Raw genomic sequence first — 7237 nt, 5'->3', positions numbered from 1 at the left:
ACCGTGAGCATCAATAGAATTGATTGGTGTTGATACAGTAGGTTCAACAATGTTGAGAGTAGGAACATTATCAATATTTTTGAAGTTGTCCCTGTTGCTGCAGTTTAGTTCATTTACTGCAACACCGCGAATCTTCAGTTTAGAGACTACCATTTTATAGAATTTACCGTGGTAGTCTCCATTGACATTCATTCTAGTAACGGTGGAGCTCAATCTGCCCTGATTTGGAAAATGAAAACCACACGCTGTTGTAAGCGCAAGTAAAGTACCAATCAAAAACAGATTCAGCTTCATCCTATACCTCTATTTATGCAACAACGATATTTACTAGACGACCCTTAACATAGATAGTCTTCTTGATCTGCTTACCATCTATGAATTTGTGTACATCAGCGTTAGATGTTGCAATGTTGATAACGCTCTGTTCATCAAGATTTGGATCAATGTTGATGCGACCGCGAACCTTACCGTTTACTGAAACAACAACAGTGATTTCATCTTCGGTTAAAGCGCTCTTATCAGCCTCAGGCCATCTTTCCTCGTCAAGTTTAGTTGTATTTCCAAGAACTTCCCATAGTTTGAAGCAGATATGAGGAACGATTGGATATAACATCAGCACAACGTTATTGTAGATCTCATAACGAACTGCAAGTGACTGTTCATCCTTAGCATTAAGTTTTGCAGCCTCGTTTAAAAGCTCCATGATAGCGGCGATAGCTGTATTGAAGGTCTGGCGACGACCGATATCGTCTGTAACCTTTTCAATTGTAACGTGAAGCTGATGACGAATCTTCTTGAGATTTGAAGGTAACTTAGATACATCAGTTGTGCACTTAGCACCATCAGCAATCAGATCCTGAACCTGATTCCAAAGTTTTCTTAAGAAACGCTGTGAACCTTCAACACCAGACTGTCTCCACTCAAGTGTAAGCTCTGCAGGAGATGCGAACATCATGAACAGACGAACGGTATCTGCACCGTACATTCTTACCATCTCTTCAGGATCAATACCGTTAGCCTTTGACTTTGACATCTTGATCATGCCTTCGTGGTGAAGTTCATGACCATCCTTGTCAACAGCACTGATGATATTACCCTTGTCATCACGAGTTGTAATTGCATCTAATGGATTTACCCAGTTTTTAGTACCCTGTTCGTCTAGGTAGTAGAATGCATCAGCAAGAACCATACCCTGACATAGAAGTCTCTTGAATGGTTCATCTGAATTTACCATGCCTGCATCACGTAACATCTTGAAGAAGAAACGAGCATAAAGCAGGTGAAGAACAGCATGCTCAATGCCACCGATGTACTGATCAACAGGAAGCCAGTAGTTTGCAGCATCCTTGTCAAACATCTGCTTGTCATCACGAGCAGAGCAGTAACGGGCATAGTACCATGATGATTCCATGAAGGTATCAAAAGTATCAGTCTCACGGGTTGCACTCTTTCCGTCGAAAGTTGTCTTATACCAGCTCTCGTCGGTCTTTAATGGTGAAACAACACCGTCAATCTTTACATTCTCTGGTAGTTTTACAGGAAGATTTTCTTCCTTTTCGCAAACCATTTCACCTGTTTCATCAATTGTAAGAACAGGGATAGGTGCACCCCAGTAACGCTGACGTGAAATACACCAGTCACGTAGACGGTAGTTAACCTTACGCTTAGCGCATCCCATCTTCTCTAGCTTGTCGGCAATAGCTTTGAATGCCTCTTCAAAGTTCATTCCGTCAAACTCACCTGAGTTACATGCAACACCATGCTCGGTGAAAGCCTGCTTGCTTAAATCAGGTTCTGCTGAGTCCTTTGACTCCTTGATTACGCATTCGATATCAATGCCGTATTTCTTAGCAAATTCGTAATCTCTCTGATCGTGACCTGGAACTGACATAACAGCACCAGTACCGTAGTCCATGATAACGAAGTTTGCAACATAGATAGGTACTTTTCTGCCGTTGATTGGGTGAACAGCATAAAGACCAGTTGCCATACCCTTCTTCTCCATGGTGGAGATATCAGCTTCTGCAAACTTCTGCTTTCTGCATTCAGCGCAGAATGCTTCAAGTTCAGCATTTGTCTCACAGCACTTCTTAACTAGAGGGTGGTTTGCAGCAATTGAAATATAGGTGATACCCATGAAAGTATCTGGGCGGGTAGTATAGACAGTGAATGTATCGTCACTTCCATCAACCTTGAATGTAATATCTAAACCTTCAGAGCGTCCAATCCAGTTCTTCTGCATGGTGCGAACACGCTCAGGCCATCCTTCAAGCTTATCAAGATCTTTTAAAAGTTCCTCTGCATAAGCTGTAATCTTTAAGTACCACTGAGGAATTTCACGAAGCTCAACCTTGTGACCGCATCTCCAGCAACAGCCGTCTTCTACCTGCTCATTTGCAAGAACAGTGTGGTCAACAGGACACCAGTTAACAGTTGAAACCTTCTTGTAAACAAGACCTTTCTTGAAAAGCTCAGCAAAGAACTTCTGTTCCCACTTGAAGTATTCAGGTCTGCAAGTTGCAATTTCTCTTGCCCAGTCGTATGAAAGACCTAATGACTTGAGCTGCTGTTTCATGTAACTGATGTTTGAATAGGTCCATTCACCTGGCTGCTTGTTATTCTTGATGGCAGCATTTTCTGCAGGCATACCGAAAGCATCCCAACCGATAGGTGCAAGAACGTTCTTTCCTAATAGACGGTTATATCTTGCGATAACGTCGCCGATAGTGTAGTTACGAACGTGACCCATATGTAATCTTCCAGATGGATATGGGAACATTACAAGGCAGTAATACTTTTCTTTTGTCTTGTCTTCTGTTGCATGGAAAGTCTGATTATCTTCCCAGTACTTCTGTACAGCAGGCTCGATTTCCTGCGGATTGTATGCAACTTTAATAGCTGACATCGATTAGCTCCAAAAAATAGTGATTTATAAATTTACAATAATCATAATATTTTGCCACAAAATCATGTTTAAAGGCTATTTTTCAGTGAAAAAAAATACAATATATCCTGAGAACAGATGAAATAATAATCAGCTTTGGTGCAGCTTGTTGTTAAAGAATTTTCTGATTCATGATTTTTCGTATGGTTCAATATTTGTTCGCTTTATACTATTTCATTTTTTGAAGTTCATATTTTTTGACTTTTCTCTTGAAAAAACGCAAATTTTTCGCATCTAAATTCGTCAAAATTCGTACCTTCTGATATAATAAGTAATAGTGAATCTACATGGAGTTCTATATGTTACTTGATGAAGTAAAAGCTACTCTTGCAATTGAAAATCTTAATCTTTCTTCTGAGCAGGAAAAATTATTAAAAGATTATGCTGACGGCGTTATTTCATTTGAAGAGCTTAAGTCTTTAATCTTCAAACTTCTAAAAGAGAATAAGGCTGCCTGAATTTTGGAAGCATCTACCTTTGATGAAGTATACTGTTACAAAAACAGTGAAATTCTAAAAAATAATTTCAATGAAACCGATCCCCAAATACTTTCCCAGTATGAAAGGATGTTTACCGGTGCAAGACTTGTCGATCTTATCAAAAAACCTATAAAAGGTAATTTCGATCTGAATCATCTCAAGAAAATTCATCATTATATCTTTCAGGATGTTTATCCTTGGGCAGGCGAGTTGCGCAGAGTAAACATTTCAAAAGAGATTCTTTTTTGCGATGTGAATTACATTCAACCGGAAATTGAAAAGATTTTTGAAAAATTAAAATCAGAAAATTACTTAAGAGATCTTCGACAGGATCAGGTGTATAAAAGAGCTGCCTACTATCTTGGCGAAATTAATGCTATCCATCCTTTCAGAGAGGGTAACGGTAGAGCTCAGCGAGAGTTTATAAGAGAGCTTCTTATACCTCTTGGACTGTATGTTGATTACTCATTATGTTCACCAGAAATGATGCTACATGCATCGATAGAATCCTTTGCAGGTGATTATCACCTCATGGAGGATCTGTTTTTTAAATGCATTAAAACAATAAAACAATAAAACAATAAAATGACAAATTCTACAATTCTTCCAGATTTTAAACTTCAGCAGGGTACTTTCTTCGTTCAGGTCTGGGGCTGCCAGATGAATGTATATGATGGAGATAGAATAAGAGAGCTTTTAACTTCTGCTGGTTTTGTTGAAACTGATGCTGTTGAAAATGCTTCTATCGTAGTATTAGTAACATGTGCCGTAAGAGCCAAGGCTGAAGACAAGGTCTTCAATCAGATTGCTGCATGGCGTCATCAGCAGAAAATCTCGAAGAATACGGTAATAGCTCTTGGTGGCTGTGTAGGTTCAGAACTTGCTGAGGAAATCTTAAAACTTGATAAGAGTGTAAATGTAATCTTCGGACCAAGAACAATTCATCGTCTGCCATCACTTATCAGTGCATATATTCAGACTCATGAACCTCAGGTTGATGTAAATGCTGATGCAATTGACAAGTTTGACTACTTCCCAACATCTCATGCAGAAGGTCCTAGCGCCTTTGTTACAATCATGGAAGGCTGTTCAAACAAGTGTACCTACTGTATTGTTCCTTATACAAGAGGCGATGAGCAGTCAAGACCTGTACAGGATATTATCGACGAGTGCGTAAACTTCATCTCAAACGGAGCTATTGAAATCCATCTTTTAGGACAGAATGTAAATTCATATCATGGTGTTATGAATGATGGAACAGTATGCAATTTTTCAACTCTGCTTTACGAGATTGCAGCAATTCCTGGCTTAAAGAGACTTCGCTTTACAACATCAAATCCTATGGATTTTACAGACGATATCATTGACGCTGTTAAGAATCTGAGCGTGATATCAGATCAGATCCATGTTCCAATTCAGGCTGGCTCTGACAGAATTCTATCTTTAATGCATCGTCGCTATACTGCAAAAGAATATATTGAACTTACAGAAAAATTAAGAGCTGCAAGACCAACAGTTCATATTTCTTCAGACTTTATTGTTGGTTTCCCTGGTGAAACAGAAGAAGACTTTGAAAAAACAATGGAAGTTGTAGAAAAGGTCAAGTTTGACCTAAGCTTCTCATTTGTATACTCAAAAAGACAGGGAACTCCTGCAGCTTTAATGGAAGATAAGGTTACAAAAGAAGAGAAGTTCAACCGTCTTTATAAACTCCAAAACAGACTAGAAGAGCTTGCCCTTTCATATACACAGCAGTTTGTAGGAACTGTTCAGGAGTGTATTGTTGAAGGCATCTCAAGAAAAGACGAAAGTGAACTTAAATCAAGAGCATCATCTGGAAGAATCGTTGTATTTAAAGGTTCTGAAGATCTAATTGGAAAAATGGTTAAGGTAAAGATAACCAGTACTCATGCTCATACATTAAAAGGCGAACTTATAAATGACTAAAATAGTTGAAGAGGAATTTCTGCTAGAACCATCAGATAGCAACAGAATGGCATATCTTGTTGGCCCTGAGGATGAGAATTTCAAACAGATTGAAAAGCGTCTTGGTGTAAAAATAACCTATGTTAACTGTACTGTTCACTTAAAGGGTGAAAAGGGCAGCGTACTGCGAGCAAAGAAACTGATAAAGAGTCTTTATATTGATACAGCTCCGTTAAAGGGGGCAAAAACTCCATCAGAGGTTACACCTGATATGGTGCATCTTGCTATTACAGAATTTTCTCATATAGAGCAAGATGATCATGACTATCAGACAGACGAGAGTCGTGGCTCAGTTGGAAGTCTTTATCATCAGGCTAATAATTTTAAGACAAAACGCGGTTTTGTTAAGGCAAGAACATCAAATCAGGGTTCATACATAAGCCAGATAGTATCTCATGATGTGACATTCGGTATTGGTCCTGCAGGTACCGGTAAAACATATCTTGCAGTGGCTGCAGCTGTTGATGCTCTTGAAAGAAACGAGGTTCGAAGAATAATTCTGACAAGACCTGCTGTTGAAGCCGGTGAAAAATTAGGTTTTCTTCCAGGTGATCTGTCTCAGAAAGTAGATCCATATTTACGACCACTTTATGATGCCCTTTTTGAAATGCTTGGATTTGAAAAGGTAGAAAAGCTAATAGAAAAGCAGATCATTGAAATTGCACCTTTAGCATATATGAGAGGTCGTACTCTCAATGATTCTTTTATCATTCTTGATGAAGCTCAGAATACTACTGTTGAACAGATGAAAATGTTCTTAACCCGTATCGGTTTCAACTCAAAAGCTGTAATTACCGGTGATCCAAGCCAGATTGACCTTCCAAGAAGTATTAAATCAGGTTTAAAGCAGGCAATAGAAGTTCTTAAAAGCGTTGATGTTATCGGCTTTACATTCTTTGATCCTGCAGATGTTGTAAGACATCCTGTTGTTGCTGCAATTGTTAATGCATATGATGCCTTTGATAAGGAGCAGGCAAGAATCAAACAGGAAAAAATAAATGCTTTATCTTTAGAGGCTTCAAATGGAGATTAGTATAGATCTACAGATAGCAACGGATGAGAAACTTGAAGATTATCCATCCATTGAAAAAATTGAGCTATGGGCAAGAACAGCACTTAGTGTTGCAGGCAGAAAAGCTGATAGCGAAATAACCGTAAGAATGGTAAACAGCGATGAAATTCATGAGCTCAACAATACATATCGTCATGTTGACAGACCAACAAATATTCTTTCATTTCCTTTTGAACTTCCAGAAGGTATCGATGATATGCCTTTGCTAGGCGATCTTGTAATCTGTAAAGAAGTATTAGAAAGAGAGTGTGTTGAGCAGCATAAGACTTTAGAAGAGCATTTTTGTCATCTAATTATTCATGGCTGTCTTCATTTATTAGGATTTGATCATATAGAGGATGATGAAGCCGATGAGATGGAATCTCTTGAGGTAGTTGCCTTAAAAGAGCTTGGCTTTAAAGATCCGTATATAGAAATAGAGGAATAAGAAAAAATGACTGAAATTCATGATGAGGAGCATTCCTCGTTTCTTTCAAGACTTTTTACTAAAAGAGGCGAGCCTTCAAATCAGAATGAATTAGAACAGGTTATTCATGAGGCATCAGAAAATGATGTTATCGATGAAGATACAGAGGACATGATACAGGGTATTTTTGATATAAACAGATTAAGAGTATCTGATGTCATGATCCCAAGTTCAGATATCGTAACAATCAATGCAACAGATTCTTTAGCCGAAACTGCAAAAAAGGTAATTGAATACGGTCATTCAAGATATCCTGTAATTGGTGAGGATAAAGATCATGTTGTAGGTAT

Annotated in this window: 8 protein-coding genes; 6 read left to right on the top strand and 2 right to left on the bottom strand. The window is 38.5% G+C overall.

Going from position 1 to position 7237, the window contains the following annotated elements:
- The coding region (locus ACJML3_RS07365) for a hypothetical protein (protein ID WP_406021973.1) at nt 1-294 on the bottom strand (294 nt) is incomplete at its 3' end.
- Between the two features lie 13 nt (nt 295-307).
- Nucleotides 308-2896, bottom strand: coding sequence for a leucine--tRNA ligase (gene leuS / locus ACJML3_RS07360; protein ID WP_406021975.1), 2589 nt, complete (start codon nt 2894-2896; stop codon nt 308-310).
- Between the two features lie 347 nt (nt 2897-3243).
- Between leuS and ACJML3_RS07355 the strand changes: the two genes are divergently transcribed.
- The 6 genes from ACJML3_RS07355 to ACJML3_RS07330 all read left to right on the top strand — a co-directional run.
- Entirely contained in the window at nt 3244-3402 is a 159-nt protein-coding gene (locus tag ACJML3_RS07355) for an antitoxin VbhA family protein (RefSeq protein ID WP_406021971.1), read from the top strand.
- A gap of 3 nt (nt 3403-3405) precedes the next feature.
- On the top strand, nt 3406-3999 hold the full coding sequence (locus tag ACJML3_RS07350) for a Fic/DOC family protein (RefSeq protein ID WP_406021969.1): 594 nt from the start codon (nt 3406-3408) through the stop codon (nt 3997-3999).
- A 9-nt stretch (nt 4000-4008) separates the two neighbouring features.
- A complete protein-coding gene (miaB, locus tag ACJML3_RS07345) occupies nt 4009-5370 on the top strand; it encodes a tRNA (N6-isopentenyl adenosine(37)-C2)-methylthiotransferase MiaB (protein ID WP_406021967.1) in 1362 nt (453 codons plus the stop codon).
- The gene (locus ACJML3_RS07340; protein WP_406021965.1) at nt 5363-6442 is read left to right on the top strand and encodes a PhoH family protein; all 1080 of its coding nucleotides are present in this window, start codon (nt 5363-5365) and stop codon (nt 6440-6442) included. The genes miaB and ACJML3_RS07340 overlap by 8 nt, the downstream gene beginning before the upstream one ends.
- The gene (gene ybeY, locus ACJML3_RS07335) at nt 6432-6908 is read left to right on the top strand and encodes an rRNA maturation RNase YbeY (RefSeq protein ID WP_331853665.1); all 477 of its coding nucleotides are present in this window, start codon (nt 6432-6434) and stop codon (nt 6906-6908) included. Before ACJML3_RS07340 ends, ybeY begins: the two co-directional genes overlap by 11 nt.
- Before the next feature lie 6 nt (nt 6909-6914).
- On the top strand, nt 6915-7237 hold a 323-nt coding region (locus ACJML3_RS07330), incomplete at its 3' end, for a CBS domain-containing protein (RefSeq protein ID WP_406021963.1).

Source organism: Succinivibrio sp., from assembly GCF_045124615.1.
In the GTDB taxonomy this organism is placed as follows: Bacteria; Pseudomonadota; Gammaproteobacteria; order Enterobacterales; family Succinivibrionaceae; genus Succinivibrio; species Succinivibrio faecicola.
The sequence above is the reverse complement of the archived record's forward strand: the minus strand, read 5'-3'. Positions and strand labels throughout refer to the sequence as shown.

Coding starts and splice junctions, on each gene's coding strand:
- ACJML3_RS07355 (WP_406021971.1), top strand. CDS start 3,244: ATGTTACTTGATGAAGTAAAAGCTACTCTTGCAATTGAAAATCTTAAT.
- miaB (WP_406021967.1), top strand. CDS start 4,009: ATGACAAATTCTACAATTCTTCCAGATTTTAAACTTCAGCAGGGTACT.
- ACJML3_RS07340 (WP_406021965.1), top strand. CDS start 5,363: ATGACTAAAATAGTTGAAGAGGAATTTCTGCTAGAACCATCAGATAGC.
- ybeY (WP_331853665.1), top strand. CDS start 6,432: ATGGAGATTAGTATAGATCTACAGATAGCAACGGATGAGAAACTTGAA.